14 protein-coding genes are annotated in these 24,737 nt (G+C 35.2%); 9 read left to right on the forward strand and 5 right to left on the reverse strand.

Features of this window, described 5'->3' with window-relative positions:
* The first annotated feature begins 526 nt into the window (after positions 1–526).
* The 5 genes from C8C83_RS09580 to C8C83_RS09600 all read left to right on the forward strand — a co-directional run bounded on the left by C8C83_RS09580 (position 527) and on the right by C8C83_RS09600 (position 5,988).
* Positions 527–2,824 carry a TonB-dependent receptor gene (locus C8C83_RS09580; RefSeq protein WP_121328149.1) on the forward strand — a complete coding sequence of 766 codons (2,298 nt, stop codon included), beginning with the start codon at positions 527–529 and terminating at the stop codon, positions 2,822–2,824.
* A 163-nt stretch (positions 2,825–2,987) separates the two neighbouring features.
* The gene (locus C8C83_RS09585; protein ID WP_121328152.1) at positions 2,988–3,452 is read left to right on the forward strand and encodes a thioredoxin fold domain-containing protein; all 465 of its coding nucleotides are present in this window, start codon (positions 2,988–2,990) and stop codon (positions 3,450–3,452) included.
* Positions 3,453–3,470: 18 nt separating this feature from the next.
* Positions 3,471–4,649, forward strand: a complete 1,179-nt coding sequence (locus C8C83_RS09590) for a lycopene cyclase family protein (RefSeq protein ID WP_121328154.1) — start codon at positions 3,471–3,473, stop codon at positions 4,647–4,649.
* Between the two features lie 319 nt (positions 4,650–4,968).
* On the forward strand, positions 4,969–5,397 hold the full coding sequence (locus C8C83_RS09595; protein ID WP_121328156.1) for a metalloregulator ArsR/SmtB family transcription factor: 429 nt from the start codon (positions 4,969–4,971) through the stop codon (positions 5,395–5,397).
* Between the two features lie 180 nt (positions 5,398–5,577).
* Complete coding sequence (locus tag C8C83_RS09600; RefSeq protein ID WP_121328158.1) at positions 5,578–5,988, forward strand: BrxA/BrxB family bacilliredoxin; 411 nt, start codon at positions 5,578–5,580, stop codon at positions 5,986–5,988.
* A 187-nt stretch (positions 5,989–6,175) separates the two neighbouring features.
* Here C8C83_RS09600 and C8C83_RS09605 read toward each other — a convergent pair whose 3' ends face one another.
* From C8C83_RS09605 to C8C83_RS09615, 3 genes are read right to left on the reverse strand one after another with little or no spacing between them, the layout of a single operon-like run.
* Positions 6,176–7,540, reverse strand: a complete 1,365-nt coding sequence (locus tag C8C83_RS09605) for an efflux transporter outer membrane subunit (RefSeq protein ID WP_121328160.1) — start codon at positions 7,538–7,540, stop codon at positions 6,176–6,178.
* Positions 7,537–10,683 carry a multidrug efflux RND transporter permease subunit gene (locus C8C83_RS09610; protein ID WP_121328162.1) on the reverse strand — a complete coding sequence of 1,049 codons (3,147 nt, stop codon included), beginning with the start codon at positions 10,681–10,683 and terminating at the stop codon, positions 7,537–7,539. Before C8C83_RS09610 ends, C8C83_RS09605 begins: the two co-directional genes overlap by 4 nt.
* A 3-nt stretch (positions 10,684–10,686) precedes the next feature.
* The gene (locus C8C83_RS09615) at positions 10,687–11,862 is read right to left on the reverse strand and encodes an efflux RND transporter periplasmic adaptor subunit (RefSeq protein WP_121328164.1); all 1,176 of its coding nucleotides are present in this window, start codon (positions 11,860–11,862) and stop codon (positions 10,687–10,689) included.
* A 257-nt stretch (positions 11,863–12,119) separates the two neighbouring features.
* Here C8C83_RS09615 and C8C83_RS09620 point away from each other — a divergent pair, with 257 nt between their 5' ends.
* From C8C83_RS09620 to C8C83_RS09635, 4 genes are all read left to right on the forward strand, one after another.
* Positions 12,120–13,481, forward strand: coding sequence for a rhodanese-related sulfurtransferase (locus C8C83_RS09620; RefSeq protein ID WP_121328166.1), 1,362 nt, complete (start codon positions 12,120–12,122; stop codon positions 13,479–13,481).
* Between the two features lie 22 nt (positions 13,482–13,503).
* Complete coding sequence (tnpA, locus tag C8C83_RS09625) at positions 13,504–13,938, forward strand: IS200/IS605 family transposase (protein ID WP_121328168.1); 435 nt, start codon at positions 13,504–13,506, stop codon at positions 13,936–13,938.
* Between the two features lie 252 nt (positions 13,939–14,190).
* Positions 14,191–15,432 (forward strand): peptidase U32 family protein, encoded by a 1,242-nt coding sequence (locus C8C83_RS09630; protein ID WP_121328173.1) that lies wholly within the window; start codon positions 14,191–14,193, stop codon positions 15,430–15,432.
* Positions 15,432–15,662: a ferredoxin gene (locus C8C83_RS09635; protein ID WP_121328175.1), complete on the forward strand. Its 231-nt coding sequence runs from the start codon at positions 15,432–15,434 to the stop codon at positions 15,660–15,662. The genes C8C83_RS09630 and C8C83_RS09635 overlap by 1 nt, the downstream gene beginning before the upstream one ends.
* Positions 15,663–15,672: 10 nt before the next feature.
* Here C8C83_RS09635 and C8C83_RS09640 read toward each other — a convergent pair whose 3' ends face one another.
* Positions 15,673–16,644 carry a type IX secretion system membrane protein PorP/SprF gene (locus C8C83_RS09640; RefSeq protein ID WP_121328177.1) on the reverse strand — a complete coding sequence of 324 codons (972 nt, stop codon included), beginning with the start codon at positions 16,642–16,644 and terminating at the stop codon, positions 15,673–15,675.
* 38 nt (positions 16,645–16,682) lie between these two features.
* Positions 16,683–24,584 carry a T9SS type B sorting domain-containing protein gene (locus C8C83_RS09645; RefSeq protein WP_121328179.1) on the reverse strand — a complete coding sequence of 2,634 codons (7,902 nt, stop codon included), beginning with the start codon at positions 24,582–24,584 and terminating at the stop codon, positions 16,683–16,685.
* Positions 24,585–24,737 lie beyond the last annotated feature (153 nt).

Below are 24,737 nucleotides of genomic sequence, written 5' to 3' on the forward strand. Positions count from 1 at the left end.
AAACAGTTATGTAAATCAAAGATTGAAATGTGCCTTTAGGTACTAAATATTGGTAGAAACATGAATTGTAATAAATTGAAGCGTGCCGCAGGTACGCAACAGCAATCGTTTTGTAGCGTACCTACGGCACGCTAACGAATTTCGCATTTATAACTACCAATATTTAGTACCTAACGGTACAAAAAAAAAGGGCTTTATTTAAACTTATAAGATTTGGCTAAAGCCCTTTTCGGTCCTGTTTATATTCTCATCCAGCTAAAGCTGGACGCTATTCAATCTTATTAAAGAACTTTTTGATGAAGATTGTTAGGCTTTTTGCATAGCCCCTAGTTTCAACTAGGGGAAAATAAGATTTGAATTAAAAAAGGCTTTAGCACAATTTTTTGGTTTAAAACCTTTTAGCCTTCTTTATAGTAAATAATAGAAATATAACATATTGATGTCATAAGAGTTATAAAATTATAATTCTAAAATCATTATTTGTCAAATTTAATTTTTAGTTTTGTCTAAATTTAATTTTATAACAATGAAAAAACTATTTTTAATATTGCTTTTGTTTTGTTTGCAATTCTTGTCTGCGCAGGAAACTACTTCTGTATCCGGTTTTATATCTGGTGAAGGGCAGAAATTACAGCTTGTAAACGTTCATTTAATTGGAACAAAACAGAAAACGGTTACAGATAGTTTAGGATATTATAAGTTCGAAAATGTTGCTATTGGAATTTATACCATTCAAATTTCTCAAATGGGTTTTCAGACTTTAAAAAAGAAAATCGAAGTTGTGAAAGATCCCGTTATATCATATGATTTTGAATTGACGGATAATGAAAATCAGCTTAACGAAGTCGTAGTTTCGGGAACTTTAAAACCCGTAAAAAGATTAGAAAGCGCTGTTCCGGTTGAGGTTTATTCGCCGGTTTTCTTCAAGAAAAATCCAACACCAAGTATTTATGAAGCACTTCAAAATATAAACGGCGTTCGCCCGCAACTTAATTGCGGGGTTTGTAATACGGGAGATATTCATATTAATGGTTTGGAAGGTCCATATACTTTGGTTTTAATTGACGGAATGCCAATTGTGAGCAGTCTTTCGACAGTTTACGGTTTATCCGGAATTCCGAATTCTTTGGTTGAACGTATAGAAATCGTAAAAGGTCCGGCGTCTTCTTTGTACGGAAGTGAAGCTGTTGGCGGATTGATCAACATTATTACCAAGAATCCAACGAATGCTCCATTATTTTCGGCGGATGTTTTTTCGACAACCTACTTAGAAACGAATGTTGATTTAGGAATGAAATTCAATCCAACTAAAAAGTCAACAACACTTTTAGGAATCAATTACTTCGATTACAATCAGGTTATTGATAAAGATAAGGATGGCTTTACCGATGTTACTTTGTCTAATAGAATTTCGGTTTTCAATAAATGGAGTTTTTTACGAAATGATAATCGTCTTTTTACGATCGCTGCCCGCGCAATGTACGAAGATCGTTGGGGCGGAGATGTACGTTGGGAGAAAAAGTACCGTGGTGGAGATGAAATTTATGGAGAAAGTATTTATACCAAAAGAGGAGAACTGATTGGAAGTTATCAATTGCCTTTTGAAGAAAAACTGATGCTTTCGTTCTCAGGAAACGTTCATTATCAAGACAGTCGTTACGGAACAACATCGTTTATTGCCAACCAGAAAATTGGTTTTTTACAATTAACCTGGGATAAGAAAATAGGTCGGAATGATTTCCTTGCGGGAATTGCCAATCGTTATTCGTATTATGACGATAATACCACGGCTACAAAGGAAGCGGAGAGTACGTGGTTACCGGGAATTTTTGTGCAGGATGAAATTACGCTTTCGCCTAAAAGTCAGGTTCTGTTAGGAATGCGATACGATTACAATTCCATTCATGGTTCGATTTATACACCAAGAGTTGCTTATCGATGGAAGAAAAGTGAAAACACTATTTTTAGATTCAACGCAGGAACTGGATTTCGGGTTGTGAATTTATTTACCGAAGATCACGCGGCACTTACAGGTTCCAGAGATGTTGTCTTAAAAAGTGATCTGAAACCCGAACAATCCATTAATGCAAATCTTAATTATATTCAGAAGATAAACTTTGGAAATGGAACTTTTATCGGAATTGAAACTACGGCTTTTTATACGCGATTCAGCAATAAAATCATTTCAGATTACGAAACCGATCCCAATAAAATCATTTACGACAACATAAACGGCTACGCAATAAGTCAGGGAATCAGCACGAATGTTGATGTAAATTTCCCAACGGGTTTAAAGATGATTTTGGGAGCGACCATTTTAGATAATAAAAATGTTGAAAATGGAGTTTCAGAAAGACCTTTTTTAACAGAGAATTTCACGGCAACCTGGAGCGTTTCGTATAAAGTAGATTCCTTAAATTTATTGTTAGATTACACAGGGAATGTTTACAGTCCTATGAATTTGCCTTTGTTGAGTCAATACGATCCAAGAAGTCCGAAATCGCCTTGGTATAGTATTCAGAATATTCAGTTTACGTATTATGGATGGAAGAATTTTGAACTTTATGGCGGAATCAAAAACCTTTTAAATTTCACACCGAAACAAAATAATCCATTTTTGATTTCAAGAACAAATGATCCTTTTGATAAAAATGTGCAAACTTCAGACGGAACTGCTGTTGGTATTCATGGCAACGTAGTTCCAAAAGGTCAAATAGTGGACACACCGGATAATCCGTATGGTTTGACTTTTGACACGACTTATGTTTACGGACAAAACCAAACAATTCGTGGATTTTTTGGATTGAGATATACTTTGAGATAAAATTATATGCCACAGATTAAATGGATTAAAAAGATTATTGTTTAGAATAAAGTTTGCCACGAATTGCACAAATTACCACGAATTTAATTAGTGTAAATTCGAGAAATTCGTGGCAAAAAAATCTTTTTAATCCATTTAATCAGTGGCAAGAAAACGATAACAAATGAAAAAGCTTATTCTCATTTTCTTCTTTCTAGGTATAACTTCAACAGGATTCTGTCAATTAAAAAGCAGATCTTTTGAGGAAGTAGATAGTTTGCAGCAAATTCAAAAGCGAAAAATAATCGTTTTCATCCATACTGATTGGTGTCAGTTTTGTCAAAGAATGAAAAGTACCACTTTTAAAAATCAGGAAATTATTGAAAAACTAAATTCCGATTTTTATTTCATTGATTTAAATGCAGAAGAAAAACGTGATATTACGTTCAATAATCAGGTTTTTAAATTCCAGCCTTCGGGAAATAATGTCGGTGTTCATGAACTGGCTTTGCAATTAGGAACGATAAAGAATCAAATTGTATATCCGGTTTTATGTGTTTTGAATGAGAAAAAAGAAATTATTCTGCAGTACAACAACTATTTAAGTCCAAAGGATTTTAAACTTCTTTTAGAAAAATTGAAAGAATAAAATTTCTTATTTTTGAAGATGACTTCCTCGCAAATAAAACATTTCAACTACATTTTTACCGGATCAGGTTTATCTGCTTTGATGACTGTTTATAAAATGGCATTGTCCGGAAAATTTTCAGATAAATCTATTTTGCTTTTAGATCAGGATCCAAAAAAAACAAATGACAGAACCTGGTGTTTTTGGGCAAAAGAAGAAACGATTTGGCATTCTATTGTTTTCAAAAAGTGGAATTCGGCTTTATTTGCTGATGAAAACTTTAAACGTGATTTGGCGTTGAAACCTTATCAATACAATCAAATTCGGGGTTTAGATTTTTATGATTTTGTTTTTGAAGCGCTTTCGAAACATCCGAATATTACTTTTCTAAATGAAAAAGTAACGGACATCAACGAACTCGAAACGCATGTTTTTGTTGGAACAGAAGAAAACAGATATACGTGTGATTCTTTATTCAATAGTATTTACACAAAGGCTTTCGCCGAAAATCAAACTAAATATCCGGTTTTGCAACAACATTTTATAGGTTGGTTTGTAAAAAGCGAATCTGAAATCTTCAATCCGGAACAAGCTACTTTTATGGATTTTTCGGTCGAACAAAGAGGAAATACAAGATTTATGTATGTTTTGCCCATTTCTAAAACTGAAGCTTTGGTAGAATATACTTTGTTTTCTGAAAAACTACTTCCAAAAGAAGAATACGAAAATGAGATTCAGCTTTATTTAAAGAAACTCGGAACAAAGAATTTTGAAATTCTCGAAAAGGAGCAGGGAAGTATTCCAATGACTTCTTATCCTTTTTGGAGGAAAAACACCAAACGAGTTTTAAATATTGGAACTGCCGGCGGATGGACAAAAGCGAGCACGGGTTTTACTTTTAGAAATTCGGATAAAAAGTCATCTGAATTGGTCGAGTTTCTTTGCGTTAATTCTTCCGAAACTTTAGAATCTTTAAGAATGACATCGTTTCATAAGAGAAATAGATTTTGGTTTTATGATTTATTGCTTTTGGATATTCTGTATCGCCATAATGAATTAGGAAGTTCCATTTTTTCGTCTTTGTTTAGAAAAGGAAATCCTGCTTTGATATTTAAGTTTTTGGATGAAGAAACTAGTTTATTAGAGGATTTTCAGGTGATTTTAAAATGCCCAAAACTTCCGTTTATAAAGGCGTTACTTCGTGTTATCTTTAAATAAAAAATTCTTTTCACTCAGCTTTTACAGCTTTAGGTAGATTGGTTTTTATATTAACTCAAAGTAAAAATCTGCGCTTATCTGTTTAAATCGGTATAATCTGCGTGCAATTTATCTCTTTGTTTCTATTACTATTTTAATAATTCTTAATATCGTAAAAAGTAGTGGATACCTTGAATATGAAGATTCATTTTAATAAAATGTCTTATTCTTTTGCTTTAAGAACCTTTCGAGGTCATTGCAAAACTGCTCTAACATTTAGCTTTGCCGCACAAATTTAATATAATCGTTCATTTACGATAATGAACAAATTGGCAAGCTAATGGGAATTACAAAACACTTAAATCTTGATCTGGAAACAAAAGCAATAGGTAAAATTTGCAAAGCTCTTGGACATCCAACTCGAATTCAGATTATGACACTTTTATGGAAAAGAAACAATAGAACTTGTGGTGAAATTGTTGAATTAATTCCGTTAGCGCAATCGACGATATCAAAACATTTGTTAGAATTAAAAAAAGCAAATCTGGTAAACATAGAAAACGTTGGTAAAAAAACGATCTATTCTGTTGAAGTGGAGAATATTCAAATGCTTAAAAAATATTTGAGCAGTTATCTTTCAACCATCGAAATTCCAGAACAAAGTAAATCGACGGTTTCGGCAACAAAACACAAATTAATAGGCAGAAAAAATCATTTGAAACAATACAATTATGAGTTTCCCGACAGAAGGGTAAAACTGGCACTTTAGTGATTCAGAATTTATGATTGAAATGGTTATAAAGCATTGTAATTTTGAATATTACAATAATATTTGGTCCTATTTATAATCTATTATCGTACTATAACAAAACTTTATACTTGAAATTAAGTAGTTGCGAGTAAACTTTGTAACTTTGCAGTTCAAAAGTAAAATTTAAAAATAAGAAATATGTATCCAGAAGAAATGGTAAAACCAATGCAAGCTGAATTGACAGCTGCAGGTTTTCAAGATTTACATAGTGCTGACGCTGTAGAGAATGCTATCAAAGCTGAAGGTACCACTCTAGTTGTTGTAAACTCTGTTTGTGGTTGTGCTGCAAGAAATGCACGTCCGGGAGCAAAAATGAGTTTAGAAGGAGCTAAAAAACCAGATCACTTAATCACTGTTTTTGCAGGTGTTGACAAAGAAGCTGTTGATGCGGCAAGACAACATATGTTTCCTTTTCCTCCATCTTCGCCATCTATGGCTTTATTCAAAAACGGAGAATTAGTTCACATGTTAGAACGTCACCACATCGAAGGTCGTCCAGCAGAATTAATCGCTGAGAACTTGCAAGATGCGTTTAATGAGTTCTGTTAATTTTTAAGGGACTAAGGTTCTGAGTTACTTAGGCTCTAAGTTTTTAGGTTCAAAGTGACAAAGGTACATAGGGACAAAGATTTAAAACAAAAAAGCATCAGCTACAGCTGGTGTTTTTTTTTATGCTCATAGTTTTTAAAAACCTTAGTGCCTAAGTAACTCAGAACCTTAGTACCTTTAAAAAAAACTAATTCCATCCCCCGCCAAGTGCTTTATATAATTGGATCATTGAGGATAATTGTTTTTGTGTTAAATTAGAAAGACTAAGTTGCGCTTCGAAAAGTGATCTTTGTGCATCAAGAACTTCCAGATACGAAACGTAACCGTTGTAATATCTGGCATTTGATAAATCATAATTTGTTTGTGCAGCTATAACTTGTCTGTTTCTTGCTGCCCATTCTTCTTTGTACATCGCCACATTTTGTAGTGAATTCTCTACTTCAGAAATCGCTATTAAATAGGTTTTTTGAAAGTTCAGTTTGCGTTCTTCGGCAATTTGACGATTGACTTCGACACGGCGTTTGTTTTTTCCGAAATTGAAAATTGGACCGGTAACTCCGGCACCAACATTTTGCAAATAAGAAGCGTCATTAAATAAATCAGCAACCATAACACTTGTAAAACCGGCAAGAGCAGCAATATTAAACGAAGGATATCGCATGGCTTGTGCAACGCCAATTCTTTCGTTTGCCGAACGGTACAAAAGTTCCGTGGCTTTTACATCAGGTCGGTTTTCAAGTAAGGCAGATGGAACCGAAGTTGGAAAAGTAGTGAGAATCAATAATTCACTATTAGTTTTTCCTCTTTCTATAGGTTGCGGAACTTGTCCGATTAAAATCGAAATTGAATTTTCAATTGCTGTAATTTGTCTTTTGATAGCTGGGATATTAGCTTCGGCAATTGCGACTTGTTGTTCGATTTGTACTTTGTCTAATTCAGCAACATAACCACTTTTAAAACGTTCGTTTATGATGTCGTAAGCTTTTTGTCTTGTTTCTAAAGTATGAATCGTGATTTCTAATTGATTGTCAAAATCACGCAATTCAAAATAAGAAATTGCAATATTGCTCACAATGTCTGCAAGTACCACTTTCCGAGCTTCATCAGTAGCCAAAAGTTCATTTTGAAGGGCTTTATTCTGATGACGGTATTTTCCCCAAAAGTCCAGTTCCCAAGACATGTTTGCAAATGCAGAATTAGGCTGCATAAAAGTTTCGGCACTATTTACTTGTCCTGAATATTGAAAAGTAGGATATAAGTCGGCTTTTGCCATTCCCAGATTAGCGCGTGCCTGCTCTAATCGCGCAATAGCGATTTTAAGATCGAAGTTATTTTGAAGTCCTTTTTCGATTAATCCAATTAAAACAGGATCATTAAAAATCGTCGACCATTTTATGGTTCGTACCGTATTTGTTGTGTCTGTCGTATGATCACCATGTAAGAAAGTTTCTGGTTTTGGTTGTTCTGGTTGCACATATTTTGGTCCAACCATACATCCATAAGGAAAAACGGTGATCAAAAGTACTGCTACTATTAATTTTAGATTTTTCATGGTTCTTCCTTTTTAGGTTCATCAATTTCTTTTGAAGGTTTTTTTCCAAAAGTTTCAATAAATACAAACAATACCGGAATCAAACAAACTCCCAGAATAGTGGCGACGAGCATACCGCTAAAAACGGTCATTCCCATTACTTTTCGGGCTTGAGCTCCGGCTCCGGTTGCGGTTAACAAAGGCACAACTCCCAAAATAAAAGCAAAGGCAGTCATTAGAATTGGACGGAAACGAAGTTTGGCTGCATATAAAGCTGCTTCTTTTACCGGCATTCCTTTTTCATATTCTTCTTTGGCAAACTCGACAATCAAAATGGCATTTTTTGCGGCGAGACCAATAAGCATAACAAGTCCAATTTGTGCAAAGACATTGTTGACATAATCCGGACTAAAAAAGCGACAGATGTATAATCCTAAAAAAGCTCCAAAAACGGCAAATGGCGTTCCCAGAAGTACACTAAAAGGCAGTTTCCAACTTTCGTATTGCGCTGCCAGAATTAGAAACACAAAAACTAATGCCATGATAAATACGGTATTTCCTTTTCCTTCGGCTTGTTTTTCCTGATAACTCATATTTGCCCATTCATAACTCATGGCGGCTGGCAAGGTTTTTTGAGCAGTTTCTTCTAAAGCAGTCATCGCTTGCGCGGAAGTAAATCCGGGCGCAGGTGTTCCTCCAATTTCTGCGGCCCTATACAAATTAAATCGGGTTGTAAATTCAGGTCCGCTTTCTTTTCTAATAGTTGCAATACTTGAAATCGGAATCATTTTGTTGCTTTTACTTCGAACAAAGATCTTATTGATGTCTTCGGGATTTACTGTAAAACTTGGATCTGCCTGAAGTAATACAATATATTGACGTCCAAATTTGTTGAACTCATTAATATATTGACCTCCTAAACTGGCACCAATTGCGAGATTGACATCTGAAAGGGAAAGTCCAAGTTCTGTAACTTTTTCGCGATCTACATCGAGACTAATTTGTGGTACATTTGGATTAAAGGTTGTTCGGATAGTTCCAATTTCCGTTCGTTTCCTGGCTTCAGCCATAAATCGTTGTGAGTTTTCAAAAAGATATTGAGGCGTATTTCCTTCCTTATCCTGAAGCATCATTGAGAATCCCGCGGCATTTCCAATTCCGGTAATTGGCGGTGGACCAAAGGCAAAGACGGTTGCTTCGGGAATGCCAAAAACTACTTTTCCATTTACTTCCTTTAGAATCTGAAATACATCTTGTTTACGTTCTTTCCATTCTTTCAAGGCTACGAAAAAGAATCCGTTATTGGTTGCAACCGAGTTTTTGATTAAACTAAATCCGGCAACAGAAGTGTAATATTCAACTCCATCATTTTTAGCTAAAATATGTTCGATTTTCTGAATCACTTTATTGGTTCTTTCTAAGGATGAAGCGCCCGGTAATTCGATATTTACAAACATATAACCCTGATCTTCTTCGGGAACGAATCCTCCTGGAATTTTTCCTCCCAAGAGAATAATGGCTCCAATAAGAATTCCGATGAAAATAAAACTTCGTGCCATTTTTTTGATTAGAAATCCTGAAAAGCCGGTGTATTTATCTGTAAAGGATGAAAATTTTCTATTGAAAGCGGCAAAGAATTTTCCAAGCCAGCCTTTTGCTTCCTGATTGGGTTTTAGTAATAAGGAACATAATGCGGGACTTAATGTTAAGGCGCTTAACGCGGAGAATATTACCGAAATGGCAATCGTTATAGCAAATTGCTGATAGAGTCGTCCAGTGATTCCGGGCGTTAACGCAACGGGAATAAATACGGCGGTTAATACAATTGCAATTGCAATTACGGGACCCGAAACTTCTTTCATCGCTTGATTTGTAGCGTCTTTTGGAGACATTCCTTGTTCGATATGATGCATTACGGCCTCGACGACGACAATGGCGTCATCGACGACAATACCAATTGCGAGTACTAATCCTAAAAGTGAAAGTACGTTTACTGAGAATCCTAATAATGGAAAAAGCATGAAAACTCCAACTAACGAAACTGGTACGGTTACTAACGGAATTAGGGTTGCACGCCAGTTTTGCAAAAAGATAAACACTACAATAATTACCAGCATAATGGCTTCGAAAAGCGTGTGCATGATTTCGTTAATTCCCTCGGAAATGGCGAGAGTAGTGTCTAATGAAACTCTATATTTTAAATCCTGTGGGAAACGCTTGCTTAATTGTTCGATGGTCTTTTTGACATTGGCAGCAACTTCTAAGGCATTTGATCCTGGCATTTGTTTAATTCCGATTGTTCCTGCCGGACTTCCGTTTAGTCTGGCAACAGATGCATAACTTTCAGTTCCTAAAGTTACGGTACCAACATCTTTTAAACGAACTTGCTGATTGTTGATGTTTGATTTTAGAATGATATTTTCAAAATCTTCCGGATTTACTAAACGATCTTTTAGTGTTACATTATAAGTAAATTCATTGTTGTCTGTTGCGGGCGGTGCACCGAATTTTCCTCCTGGCGAAATTGCATTTTGTTCTTTAATCGCCTGAATAATATCGGGAACGGTCAAGTTGTATTTGGACATGATATCGGGCTTGACCCAAATTCGCATAGCATAATTACTTCCTCCGTAAAGAGTAACTTCTCCAACACCTTTAATACGTGCCAATGCATCTACAATATTGATATTGGCATAATTGGTTAAAAAGTTATTATCAAATGTTTTTTCGGGAGAAAACAAAGAGATAATAAGCAAAGGCATCGAAAGCGACTTTTTGGTCGTAACTCCTGTTGTTTTTACATCGTTTGGGAGTTTATTGGTGGCTTCATTTACTCTGTTTTGGGTAAGCATTGTTGCAATATCCAAATCAGTTCCCATGTCAAATGTAATGTTCAGCGTCATACTTCCATCACCAGTATTGGTCGATTGCATGTAGAGCATGTTTTCAACTCCGTTTACCTTTTGTTCAATTGGTGTGGCAACGGCTTGTTCTACATTTAGGGCATTTGCACCTCTATAGCTGGTTGAAACTTGTACTAAAGGCGGAGCAATTTCGGGATATTGTGCAATGGGAGTTCCGAGGATTGAAAGCCCTCCAATAATAACGATAAATATGGATAGCACGATGGCGACTATCGGTCTTCTTACAAAAAAATTATCCATAATTTAGTCGTTTTGAGATGATGCAATCTGTTTTTTGTCGGCTACATAAGGAACAGGGGCAACAGTTGATCCGGGCTGAATAAACTGATTACCAATTATCGCTACTCTTTCATTGGGTTTTAATCCTTTTGTAATGATCCAGTCAACACCAGTTTTTTGACCTACTTCGACCATTCGGGTTTGAATAGTGTTTTTATCATCGATTACAGAAACCTGAAAAAGTCCCTGAATTTCGGTAACTGCTTTTTGAGGAATTACGATTGCATCTTTTGCAGTGCGAATCAGAACGCGAACTTTTCCGAATTGCCCTGAACGTAAAGTCCCGTCTGGATTTGGAAATTGAGCTTCGATAGTCACAGTTCCTGTCGTAGGATCTATTTTAGTATCAGAAAAGTTGAGGCTTCCTTTTTCGGGATGAATGCTTCCGTCTGATAATATGAGCTGAAGATCTGTGATTTTTTCACCTTGTTTAGTGCTTTTTTGATATTTAAGATAATCAGATTCACTAACGGTAAATTGTACTCTTACTTTTTCAAGTTTCGAAACCATATTCAATCTCGAGGCATTGCCTAATTTGGTAATATAATCTCCTAATCTGGCATTCGAAAGTCCGATAACGCCGTCTATTGGGGATTTAATATTGCAATAACCTCTTTCTATCTCCTGATTTTTTAAGCTTGCCTGCATACTGGCATAATTTGATCTTGCAGCTTTGTCTTTTGCAACTGCGGCGTCTAACTCTCGTTTACTCACAGCATTCATATCTGCAAGCGGGCGAATTCTTTTTAATTCTTCGTTAGCATTTACCAAACTACTTTGTGCAACAGCAACTTGTCCGCGGGCTTGCTCGACTTTAGTTTCATATTCTAACGGATCAATTGTATAAAGTAATTGACCTTTTTTAACTTTTTGACCTTCTTTAAAATAAACCCCAGTTAATATTCCGTCTACTCGCGCAATTAATTCGATGTCTAATTCGCCAAAAGTTTGTCCAGCAAAATCTTTATAAATTGGGACATCTTCACTTTTTACCGTTACAAAAGGTGCCTGAATGGGCGGCGGTGCTTTCGGTTGTTCTTTTTTACAGGAAATAAAAAAGATTAAAAAAAGGAGAATTGGGAAAATTGGTTTTGGTAGTTTTAAAGCATTCATAAGTATAAATGTTAAAATTGTTAACATAAATATAGTGATTTTTTTGTAACGTTCTGATAAACAGTGATGTTTTTTAGTTTCTCGGCTTTTTAGACTAAAAAAGATTATTTTATTGGATGAGGTATAGGCAGAAATTCTTAAATTTTCCAGTAAGTCTTATGTTGTTTAATTTTTGATTTTTAGTTGGTTTTGAAATTGCAAAGAAAAGCTTACCTTTGCGCCCGAATTCACTAGGAAAAAGAATTCATTACATAATTATTTCTCAACTTAAATTAGTTTATAGCATGCAACTGTACAACACTTTAAGCGCAGAAGAGAGAGCCATCATGATCGATGATGCCGGTAAACAACGACTAACGTTGTCTTTCTATGCGTATGCCAAAATTCAAGATCCCAAAAAATTTCGCGATGATTTATTTGTAGCCTGGAATAAGCTCGATGCTTTAGGCAGAATTTATGTTGCCAATGAAGGAATTAATGCTCAAATGAGTATTCCTGAAGAAAATTTGGAAGCTTTTAGATCAACTCTCGAAGTTTATGATTTCATGAAAGGTATACGATTGAATGAAGCGGTAGAACATGATGATCATTCGTTTTTAAAACTTACTATTAAAGTTCGTCACAAAATCGTTGCTGATGGTTTAAACGACGAAACTTTTGATGTTACTGATATCGGCGTTCACTTGAAAGCCAAAGAATTCAATGAAATCCTTGATGATCCAAATACTATTGTGGTAGATTTTAGAAATCATTACGAAAGTGAAGTTGGTCATTTTAAAGGTGCGATTACTCCGGATGTAGAAACTTTTAGAGAAAGTTTGCCAATAATTAACGATCAGCTTCAGAACCATAAAGAAGACAAAAACCTTGTAATGTATTGCACAGGTGGAATTCGTTGTGAAAAAGCAAGTGCTTATTTTAAACATCAGGGTTTTAAAAATGTTTTTCAACTAGAAGGAGGAATCATTAATTACGCCAAGCAAATTGAAGCAGAAGGTTTAGAAAGTAAATTCATTGGAAAAAACTTCGTATTCGATAACCGTCTTGGTGAAAGAATTACCGAAGATATTATCTCGCAATGTCACCAATGCGGAAAACCTTGCGATAATCACACTAATTGCGAAAACGACGGATGTCATTTGTTGTTTATTCAATGTGATGAATGTAAGGCTGCAATGGAAAATTGCTGTTCTACGGAATGTCTTGAAGTTATACACATGCCATTGGTTGATCAGGTTCGCTTGAGAACCGGAAAACAAGTTGGAAATAAGGTTTTTAGAAAAGGAAAATCTGAGAATCTAAAATTCAAACATTCAGGAGAATTGCCAGATACAGCTTTAGAACAAGTGAAGCAAAAACCTGCTGATATTCGCCAGAAAATAAAAGTTAAGAAAGTACTTCTTGGAAAAGCAGAGCATTATTATGTTAAAGCACAAGTTGGACTTTTTACTATCGAAAATCAAGAGCTAAACACAGGTGATAAAATCTTAATTTCAGGACCAACTACAGGAGACCAGGAATTGGTTTTAGAAAAAATGATTGTCAATGACGCAGAAGCTACTACTGCTAAAATTGGAGATCGAGTTACTTTTGAAGTTCCATTTCGTATTCGTTTGTCAGATAAATTATACAAAATTGTAAATTAGCAGAAATTTTAAGCTAATTTACATGTCGCATTCTTTTACCAAATTATGGATTCACGCAATTTGGGCAACCAAAAATCGTCAGGAATTAATTGATTATTTCATTGAGGAAAAAGTGTTCAATTATATTCGGGAAGAATTAATTGAATTGGGTTGCCCTGTTAGAATCATTAATGGAATGCCAGACCATGTACATGTTTTATTTTTACAAAATCCACAAAAAACTATCTCAGACTTGATGAAACAAGTAAAAGGAGGTTCTTCTCATGCTATAAATGGAGAAAATCTAATCCTTGAAAAATTTGCTTGGCAAACTGGTTTTGCGGCATTTTCTGTGAGTGAATCTCAGTTAGATGTTGTTTATAATTATATAAAAAATCAAAAGCAACATCATCTTAACAAAAATGGACAAGATGAATTTGATGAATTTGTAAAATTGCATGGGTTAGCGAGTAAATAAATGCTTATCGATATGTTTCCCAAGGTTAAAACCTTGGGCTATGGCTGGACATGAATTATAATCGTGAATCTATATTAACATAGCCCGTGGTTTCAACCATGGGAACACAATCAAAATCCCCAACGATTAGAGCTTTTATAAACAATACCACAAAAAAAGATCGACAATTTGATTCCATTATTTTAATAATGGGATATAATTGAAAAACAACATTTCCAAAGATTTCTATCGTTGGAAAAAATATCAATAAAAATGACATTTAATAACAAAATTGAACTTATGGCTCCCGCTGGGAGCTTTGAGTCACTTCAGGCTGCACTCGATAATGGCGCGGATTCTATCTATTTTGGCGTAGAACAACTTAATATGCGTGCACGTTCGACAGTAAATTTCACTATTGATGATTTACAGGAAATTGCTAATCGTTGTGAAGCTAAAAATGTTAGAAGCTATCTTACTTTAAACACGATTATTTATGATCATGATCTTTCTGTTGTAAAAGTGCTGTTGAACAAAGCTAAAGAAGCTAATATTACTGCTGTAATTGCATCTGATCAAGCTGTAATTGCAATGGCTAGATCAATTGGAATGGAAGTTCATATTTCTACACAATTGAATGTGACAAATATTGAAACGATTAAATTCTATAGTTTGTTTGCTGATACAATGGTTTTAAGTAGGGAATTGAGTTTACGACAAGTTAAAAGTATTACAAATCAAATTGAGAAAGAACAAATAAAAGGACCGAACGGAAATTTAGTCGAAATCGAAATTTTTGGTCATGGCGCTTTGTGTATGGCAGTTTCAGGTAAGTGTTATTTGAGTTTGCATTCGCATAATTCATCTGCAAACCGTGGAGCATGCAAACAAAATTGTCGTAAAAAATATACCGTTATCGATCAGGAAACGGGTTTTGAAATTGAACTTGATAACGAATACATGATGTCGCCTAAAGATTTATGCACACTTGATTTCTTAGATCAGGTTATTGATTCGGGAATTCAGGTTTTAAAAATAGAAGGCCGTGGTCGTGCACCGGAATATGTGGGGACAGTTATTAAAACCTATCGTGAAGCTATCGATTCGTATTACGATAAAATATTTTCTAAAGAAAAAATCGCAGTTTGGATGGAAGCTTTGAATACAGTTTATAATCGTGGTTTTTGGTCAGGGTATTATTTGGGACAAGAATTAGGAGAATGGAGCGATATTCCTGGCTCGGCGGCAACACAGAAAAAGGTTTATGTGGGAAAAGGAACTCATTATTTCCCAAAGGCAGAAGTAGGACAATTCAAAATTGAAGCTTACGATGTTAAAATCGGAGACAAAGTTTTAGTAACCGGACCAAGTACAGGTGCTCAGGAAATGATCATTGAAGAAATGCTGGTAAACGATATTGCATCTGAGAAAGCAACAAAAGGAGATGATTGCACTTTTAAATTGCCTTTTAGAATCAGAACGTCTGATAAATTATATAAAATTGTGGAGGTATAATGGTTATCATAACATTACAAAGAGATAAATGTATTGGATGTAATTACTGTGTAGAAATGGATCCAATACATTTTCAGATGTCAAAAAAAGACGGAAAGTCAGTTTTAATTCATTCGAAAGATGCAAAAGGATTTTTTACATTAAAATCTACTAACCATACGATTGTAGAAAGTTGTGAATTGGCTGCGAAAGCTTGTCCGGTCAAGATTATTACGGTCAAAGAAACTTAAAATATAATGTTTAATGACGAACAGGACTTTGTGTACAAGGACAATTGCTAATTCCGCGAAGAAAATCCAGTCCTATCGTTACAACGTGAGTTCCGGAGTTATAAGCGCCCAGTTGATTTAGTGATGCCTGATAAGAATATCCAAAATAAAAATCATTCTTTCTAAATCCTGCCATTGGCCCAATCATTAAAGGTTCTAAAAATTGATCATTTAGGAAACGATAAGAAACTCCAACCCAGAAATAATCTTCGTAACGATTATATTGTCGGTACTTAAAATTAAAATCAGTACTGGAACGTTTATCACTGGCAAACATTTGATAATAAACTGAAGGTTCAAATTCAATTCTATTAGTGGCACCTTTAAATGTAAATCCTGTGTACACTTGATAATTACGAAGTAAGCTTGGTTCTATTCCTGTAAATTGATCTATTTTTTTTTCGAGGATGTTACTAATGTTAAAGCTTAAAAAGTAACCTTTATTTCTATATAATGCTCCTATATCAAAATTGTTGTTTGCTAAATAGCGGTCATTTGTAATGCCGGGATCTGACATTGGGTTTTCATATGTAGGTTTGAATTCATTGATGTCGATTTTAAAATTATTAAAGTTATAGGAGATTCCAAACGATAAATATTGCTTAGAATAATAATCCAAAATAAGGTGATGCGCAAAAGATATTTTGCCTCCCATTTGTTTTGTATAGCCATTACTATCGTTATAAAGCGAAATCCCTAATCCGGAGCGGTCCAAAACTCTAAAGTCCGCATATATCGACTGATTGTCGGGAGCATCTTTAATACCAACCCATTGTGTTAGTCCATTGGCTCTTATTCTTAAATTGTCGCCAATACCTGCATAAGTTGAAGATATAACAAAGGGATTATCTGCTAAATATTGTGTAAAAACGGGTAAGTTTAATTCCTGACTGTAACCTGAGTTTACAATCATAAGTAATATTGTTATTATAAATTTTTTCATTGTATTGTAAGTTTTAGATAACGTAATGATTTTATTAGTTATCTGTAAAGGGTGAAATGTCCAACAAACTCTCTATTGTCTTTATTGTCGTTTAGTTTGAATACATACCAGTAATCACCAGAAGACAATTCTGTTCCATTGTATTTCCCATCCCATTTTTGGCCATATTTGTAATTACCGATTATACGACCGTATCTGTCAAAAATCATGAAAGTCAAGTTTTTGTATTGTGTGGTGCATCCAGGTCCCCATTCATCATTTATACCATCTCCGTTTGGAGTAAAATGATTTGGGATACAAACATCTATGAATTCAAAGTATCTTGAAGTTGTTACTGTACAGCCATTTTTATCCGTAACTGTGATGCTGTAATCTCCAGATTTGTAGATGATAAATTTATTGGTGGTGCTGTTAGGCTCATTATTAAATGAATATCTATATTGAGATTCACCACCGGTTGCAGTTGCTACAATTTCGTTTAATTCACCATCAGCTAATGTTAAGTTCAAAGGTTCAACGTAATCTATAAAGAACTCTTTGGTTTGTTGTATACATCCGTTAGAGTTTCGTGCGTATATAGTTTGCATTCCTGGACTAACATTTGTAAAAAGGTTATTAGATTGATAAATTATTCCATCTAAAGAATAATCTAAATCATTTACATCTGTAATACTTGGGTCAACATCTATAGTGACAGAATTTACTGTTATATTGTCCAGACAAGAATATGTAACATTGGCGACAGGATTTATTACAATTGCTTTTGGCATTTCTACTATAAGTGCTGTAGTACAATCTGATGAATCTTTGATGTAAATAATGTGTGAGCCTCCTTCAAGATTCGTAAAAGTGTTTTTATCGCCAATAATTTGATTATAGGAACCTTTTTTGTCATCAAGAGTTAAGCTATAAGGCATTATTCCACCTGTGATTTCAATGCTAAATGATCCGTCTTTATCTCCTGAACATAATTCTGGAATTAGGCTATTTGTTATAAGTGAGGCTTCTAATAATTTAGCCATAGTTAATTCCAAAGTCTGATCAGCAGTACATCCATCATTAGTTTTGGTATAAGTTCCAGAAGCCGAATAAGTTTTTCCGTCAACAGACCACGGGAAAGATTCACCAAAACAGATGTTCTCTTTAGTGATTATTGTTTCGGGTTTAGTTCCAATGGTTAATTCCAAAGTCTGATCAGCAGTACAACCGTCATTAGTTTTGGTATAAATTCCAGAAGCCGAATAGGTTTTTCCATCTACAGACCACGGGAAAGATTCTCCAAAACAGATGTTTTCTTTAGTGATTATTGTTTCGGGTTTAGTTCCAATGGTTAATTCCAAAGTCTGATCAGCAGAGCAACCATCATTAATTTTGGTATAAATCCCAGAAGCCGAATAGGTTTCTCCATCTACAGACCACGGGAAAGATTCACCAAAACAGATGTTCTCTTTAGTGATTATCGTTTCGGGTTTAGTCCTAATAGTTAATTCCAAAGACTGATCAGCAGTGCATCCATCATTAGTTTTGGTATAAGTTCCCGAAGCCGAATAGGTTTCTCCGTCTACAGACCATGAGAAAGATTCCCCAAAACAGATATTTTCTTTAGTGATGATTGTTTCGGGTTTAGTTCCAATAGTTAATTCCAAAGTCTGATCCGGGGTACAACCGTTATTGTTTTTAGTATAAGTTCCCGAAACGTTGTAGGTTTCTCCATTTACAGCCCAAGGGAAAGATTCACCAAAACAGATGTTTTCTTTAGTGATGATTGCTTCAGGTTTAGTGCCAATAGTCAATTCCAAAGTCTGATCAGCGGTACAACCATCATTAGTTTTGGTATAAGTTCCAGAAACCGAATAAGTTTTTCCGTTAACAGACCACGGGAAAGATTCGCCAAAACAGATGTTCTCTTTAGTGATGATTGTTTCTGGTTTAGTGCCAATAGTCAATTCCAAAGTCTGATCAGCGGTACAACCATCATTAGTTTTGGTATAAGTTCCAGAAACCGAATAAGTTTTTCCGTTAACAGACCACGGGAAAGATTCGCCAAAACAGATGTTCTCTTTAGTGATGATTGTTTCTGGTTTAGTGCCAATAGTCAATTCCAAAGTCTGATCAGCGGTACAACCATCATTAGTTTTGGTATAAGTTCCAGAAACCGAATAAGTTTTTCCGTTAACAGACCACGGGAAAGATTCGCCAAAACAGATGTTCTCTTTAGTGATGATCGTTTCGGGTTTAATGCCAATAGTTAATTCCAAAGTCTGATCAGCAGTACAGCCATCATTAGTTTTAGTATAAATTCCAGAAACCGAATAAGTTTTCCCATCTACAGACCAAGGGAAAGATTCTCCAAAACAGATGTTCTCTTTAGTGATTATCGTTTCGGGTTTAATGCCAATAGTCAATTCCAAAGTCTGATCTGCAGTACAACCGTTATTAGTTTTGGTATAAATTCCCGAAACGTTATAGGTTTCTCCATCTACAGACCATGGGAAAGATTCCCCAAAACAGATGTTCTCTTTAGTGATGATCGCTTCCGGTTTAGTTCCAATAGTCAATTCCAAAGTCTGATCAGCAGTACATCCATCATTAGTTTTGGTATAAATTCCTGAAACGCTGTAGATTTCTCCGTCAACAGTCCAAGGGAAAGATTCCCCAAAACAGATGTTCTCTTTAGTGATAATCGTTTCGGGTTTAGTCCCAATAGTTAATTCCAAAGTCTGATCAGCGGTACAACCGTCATTAATTTGAGTGTAAGTTCCAGAAGCGGTATACGTTTTCCCATCTACAGACCAGGGAAAAGATTCTCCAAAACAGATGTTCTCTTTAGTGATTATCGTTTCGGGTTTAGTTCCAATAGTTAATTCCAAAGTCTGATCAGCAGTACAACCGTCATTAGTTTTGGTATAAGTTCCAGAAGCCGAATAGGTTTCTCCGTCTACAGACCAAGGAAAAGATTCACCAAAGCAGATGTTCTCTTTAGTAATGATCGTCTCGGGTTTAGTCCCAATAGTTAATTCCAAAGTCTGATCAGCAGTACATCCATCATTAGTTTTGGTATAAATTCCTGAAACGCTGTAGATTTCTCCATCTACAGACCAGGGAAAAGATTCTCCAAAACAGATGTTTTCTTTAGTGATTATCGTTTCGGGTTTAGTTCCAATAGTCAATTCCAAAGTTTGATCTGCGGTGCATCCGTCATTAGTTTTGGTATAAATTCCCGAAACCGAATAGGTTTTTCCATCTACAGACCAGGGAAAAGATTCCCCAAAACAGATGTTTTCTTTAGTGATTATTGTTTTGGGTTTAGTTCCAATAGTTAATTCCAAAGTCTGATCAGCAGTACATCCATCATTAGTTTTAGTGTAAATTCCCGAAGCAGAATAAGTTTTTCCGTCAACAGTCCAAGGGAAAGATTCTGCAAAACAAATGTTTTCTTTAGTGATTATTGTTTCGGGTTTAGTTCCAATAGTTAATTCCAAAGTCTGATCTGCGGTACAGCCGTCATTAGTTTTGGTATAAGTTCCAGAAGCCGAATAAGTTTTTCCGTCAACAGTCCAAGGGAAAGATTCTGCAAAACAAATGTTTTCTTTAGTGATTATTGTTTCGGGTTTAGTTCCAATAGTTAATTCCAAAGTCTGATCTGCGGTACAGCCGTCATTAGTTTTGGTATAAGTTCCAGAAGCCGAATAAGTTTTTCCATCTACAGACCACGGGAAAGATTCTCCAAAACAGATTTCTTTTGTTGTGGTTACGGTTTCTGGTTTATTGTCAACAGTTAATTTTAGTATTTCATCAGCGATGCATCCGTTATAGTTTTTAGTGTACGTTCCAGATGTAGTATAAATTTTTCCGTTAGCATCCCAGAAAAAAGATTTTCCAAAACAGATATTTTCTGTTGTAGTTATTGTTTTTGCTTTTGGACGTACAACGATATTTCCAGTTGCTTCTCGCTTCTCGCAGTTTTCTGTTAATAAAGGTACACTAAACCAAAAATCACCTGATTCTGTTGCTGAACCATTAAGTTTAATGGTATTGTCAGAAGCTGACCAGATAAGAGAAAGTCCTGAAGGTAATCTCATAGGTGTTCCTATACCTGTAACTATACCTGAGGTTACCTCACAGACAGTTTTATTGTTGAATTCTTCACCATCTCCAATACATGTGCTAAATGCTAACTGTGTTACAATAAGCTTTTCTTTGATAGTAAGATTTAATACTTGATCAGATGTACAACCATCATTAGTTTTTGTATACGTTCCCGAAGCAGTATAGGTTTTACCATCTACTGACCAAGGGAAAGATTCTCCAAAACAGATATTCTCTTTAGTGATTATCGTTTCCGGTTTTGGATTCACCCTTACAACTACAGGTTTTATTGTTTCGCAACCTTGTGCAGAAGTATTCTTAATATAATATGTGCCAGATACTGCTACTGCTGTAGAATTAGTTAAAGGAATAGTTGCTACGGCATCTGTCCAGTAGGTTAAAATACCTGGAGTACTTTCTGTATTTACTGTTGAAGAGAGATTTACTGTGTTTCCTGAGCAAATTGCTTCCGGATTATCAATCTTTAAAACTGATATTTTAATAGTTGATACAGGAAGAGCAGTGGGACAGTCTTTAAAATTTACACAGTTTGCTAAGAGAGGAGGAACTAAATATTGATTATTGCCAGATTTAGCTATCCATGATCCAAGAGCAGATAAAGGACTAGGAGGGATCGATGTTTGTATTTCTACTCCATCGACATATATTCGTCCTTTGGTTTCTATTTGAGACACATTAGTTAAGTCACAATCTGCTTTTACCGTAATTAATATTGTTGGTTCACGTTGATAGGTTAAATCCCATAAATATGGATAATCTGTGTATTGAGGTGTAGAAAAAGAAAATCTGGAAGGAGTGACATACATCGATTGTGTTTGACTTACTAAAGTCGTGTGCGCTGGTAAATCGATAGAGCCTGTAATATTATGAAGGGTTACATGATCAGGATCTATATTTGACATTCTTAACATAAAAGTTATATTTTCACCAGGTTCTATTGTTCCGTTATCGTTAGCATCTTTTACTACTAGCCAAGCAGCAATTTTTGGAGATACTATTTGAACATTCGTTTGGGTTGTATTGCTGCAATCTCCATTTGTAAATGTGTATGTTACAGTATATGAATTTGCTAAGCTTTTATTAGGATCAATTGCTCCAGTATTTTCGTCAATATATAGGCCTAAAGGTGTAGCAGTATATTTGCCGTCAACCTGACCATTTAGCGTTACTACTTTTGTTTCTTCAGATGTTGAGTATGAAGATGCTGAATAAGTAATTGATGCCGTAGGTTTTGTTAATTGCTGAGTATAATGAAATTTAGCTGATTTTGCAGAAGTACAAGTAGTGTTAGTTGAAGTGACGGTATATTCTGTATTAACTTTCATTGCTGTAATAACCCCTGTGTTATCTACAGTTGGTCCTAGTGGAGCAAAAATATATGTATTGCTATCTAGATAATTATCAATTTTGCTTGTACTTGGAGTCGAACAGTTTGCATTTGTAGTTGTAACAAGTGGCGTTGTTAGTAAGGCATTAACAATAATATTTCCGGTTGCTGCGCTAGTACCACAATAGTTACTGTCTTTAGTTAAGTTAATAGTATAATTAAAAATTCCCGTTACTGTTGGTGTACCACTAATGGTAATCCTATTATTTGTAAAAGTTGCTGTAACACCAGTTGGTAGATTTGTTGATGAATCAATGCCTGTTATTCCATATGTTGTGTGTGTGATGGCTGGTATCGCTATATCGATACAAGTTTCTGTAGTAGATGTAGCAGCTTCTACAGTTGCATCTTCTTTGATTTCGAAAACAACGGGAATCCTTTTAAAGCATTCTGTTATGTCTCCTATGTAATAAGTTGTTTGACCAGCTGTATTTGTATTTGATAAGCCAGAGTTAGGTACGCCTACAGGATTAAACGTGTCTCCCCAACCTATCGGACTGCCACCAATAGAACTGGTATACCATGCAGTAATGGGATTTAAGAAAAAGCCTCCTCCATCAGGAGGTCTTAAGGTCCAAGTGTAATCTACAGGTTTAAGTGATTCATATGCTTGAAGAAGAGAAACTAGTGTATAAAGAGTCCCCACTTCAAGATGTGCTGTTAAAGTTGGGATTTTTTCGCCCATTATTCCATAATCATCATCTCCTGTAATCCAGGTTCCATCTTCAGGACAGGTTCCTAAGGTATAATTGCCTTTGTAAATATATCCGGCTCTATAATCCGTTGTTATGCCGGTCATTTTTAAAGTGTATTCGCCTGTTACATTTACTGAAAATGTAATAGTTTGATAACTTGCCGCTTGATCATCATAAAAACCACATTTAGGAATTTTGTTAGTTCTGCGCTCTGGCATAAATGTTTTAGGATCAGTAAGAGGATTCCAAGTGCCATTAAAAGAGAGTGAAGGCTGATTGTCTGTTTTAGTTCTTAGTGATCCTGTGCCGCCCTTGCATATAATAATTCCAGTAGCAATAATCTCAGTTGTTTTTTGATTAACGGTCAATTCTAATACCTCATTTGCTACACAGCCATTATTTACAGAAGTGTAAATTCCAGAGCTAGAATAAGGTTTGCCGTTTACGGGCCAAGTATAGGTTTCTCCAGGGCATATTGTTTTTTGGCTGACAACATTAGCAGGCTTATTAATAATAGGTGTATAAGTTATAGTAGAAACATTAGATGTTTTGCCATAAGAATCATTGAAAGTATAATTTATTGTTATTGGTTCCTCGACAGAATTAAATAGAGGTGTAAAAGTCACTGCTCCTCCTGTGGAATTATAAGTAAATGTTCCTTTTCCGGCAACTGTTTTAGAGGTTTGAATTCCAGGGATATCTTCGTCTAAGTCAACAGATTCTCTATTTGTGGTTCCTAGTACATTAACATTTCCCTCATTATTGATGTTTATGTCATTAGAAGAAATACATGTTAATCCTGCACATGCCGAAAGAGATATAGGTCTTGCAATTGGAGAAAGAAGCGTTGATAAATCTACAGAAAGGTTTAAGTTTCGTATCTCATGAAAATTATTATCCCCTCCTGTTGATGAAGAAATGGCAAACTTTAAATTTTCTGGTGCAGGAGTGGTGTATTCGAAGTTATTAATAACTAATGTTTTGGTGTTTCCATGTGTTAAATTTACATCTATAAAAAAGCCTCCTCCTTTACGGGGTTTTAGAATTATTTCTAATTTCCTGAAGCCGTCTTTTGAATTGTCTGTTGCTGTTCTGTCTTTTCCAGGTATGTTGAATAAGTAAGGTGAAGCTATAGTTTGTGCACTTGTGAGATATGGATAACCCGTGATGCCAGATCCCTGGCCTCTAAGTACGATGCTATTAGATGTAATTTGAGGTGTGCCGCCACTTTTTCCTTCACTCTTGGCAGCAAAATTGCCATATTCATCAATTCCAACACCTAAATAACCACCCGAGAAACCATTCATTGCACTATTTTGTTGTGCATAACCTAATGAACCTCCATAAGCTCCTGGAGTAACTCTAGGTGTTGTTGCGTCAAATAATATAAAGCAGATGCCATCTGCGCCATTAGATCCATTTCCCCCGTGAGTATAATATTCAAAAGAAATAGTCATTCCGTAGAAAGAAGGAAAAGCATATAAATCAGACCATATCATTCCTTGTTGGTTAGATCTATTACTTGTTAGTCTTAAATAACCGTCTCCGTCAGAATCAATAAATCCATCTTTTGATCCAGCACCTGCCGTAAGAAAAGCTGCAGGAGATCCTCCAAATTGAATATTTGAAGTTGTAGTTTTTTTAAAACTTTCAAAAAATGGAAATTGTGCTCTGGCTTGAAAAGTAACTAAAAACAAAAAGATGGAAAAACAGAAAAAAAGAGGTTTTTTATAAGTAATGTTTTGCATAGAGAAAGTAATTTAAGAGTAAATGACTTTTGTTCACAAAAACCATTTCATTATAGAATTATCGATTTTGTTTAATCTTTCTTTTGTAGATTAGACAAGATTTCGGAAAATTTTGAAAGCGTAAAATTCTTCCATTTTAAACGGGTGCTTTAA

Source organism: Flavobacterium sp. 90, assembly GCF_004339525.1.
Taxonomy (GTDB): Bacteria; Bacteroidota; Bacteroidia; order Flavobacteriales; family Flavobacteriaceae; genus Flavobacterium.